General features: G+C 55.4%; 1 protein-coding gene. It reads left to right on the top strand.

The window, feature by feature from the left end; translation table 11 throughout:
- The coding region (locus HMPREF2547_RS05110) for an IS30 family transposase (RefSeq protein WP_070566732.1) at nt 1-728 on the top strand (728 nt) is incomplete at its 5' end.
- Nucleotides 729-735: the final 7 nt, after the last annotated feature.

Genomic DNA, 735 nt, shown 5'->3' with positions numbered 1-735 from the left:
TGGCTGCACTGTGGGGTGATAATACGTCCATGACTATTAGCCACGAGTCGATTTACCAGGCCCTTTACGTACAAGGGGCAGGCAGCTTGCGCAAAGAACTTGTGTTTGAAAAGTCCTGCCGGACTACCCGGCCAGGGCGTAAACCCCGCTCGCTTCTCGCAGGGGTGCCCAAGCCACGTGGAAAACGCTGGACTCATGATGCCAATATTTCACTTCGCCCAGCCGAAGCCAATGATCGTGCGGTACCCGGTCATTGGGAAGGCGATTTGATTATTGGCGCAGATGGCACCAGTGCTTTAGCGACGTTGGTGGAACGCCGCAGCAGGTTTGTGCTGCTCGGCAGACTCGGCACTGACCATACTGCCGCCAGTGTCAATGAGGTGATGGTACGGATGATTCGTCGGCTCAAAGAGTCGATGGACACCACGATTTCGACGTTGACCTGGGATCAGGGAGTGGAGTTTGCCAAACACACGGAGTTTTCTGTCGCGGAGAATATCCAGGTGTTTTTCGCCGATCCGCATTCGCCGTGGCAGCGAGGTAGCAATGAGCGGATGAATCGGGATATCCGGTTTTATTTCCCCAAAGGCACCAACTTTACCGATGTCACCGACCAAGAGGTCGCCGAGGCGGAAGCATTGCTGAATAACCGGCCACGGGTAGTGCTCGACGGGTTAACTCCCCGGGAGGTAATCTCTGGTGTTATCCATGATGCAATGACCGCCTGACCCTACC

The sequence above is a fragment of the Corynebacterium sp. HMSC055G02 genome, assembly GCF_001809065.1.
In the GTDB taxonomy this organism is placed as follows: domain Bacteria; phylum Actinomycetota; class Actinomycetes; order Mycobacteriales; family Mycobacteriaceae; genus Corynebacterium; species Corynebacterium jeikeium_D.
Note: the sequence above shows the minus strand (reverse complement) of the source record. Positions and strands in the feature narration are given on the sequence as shown.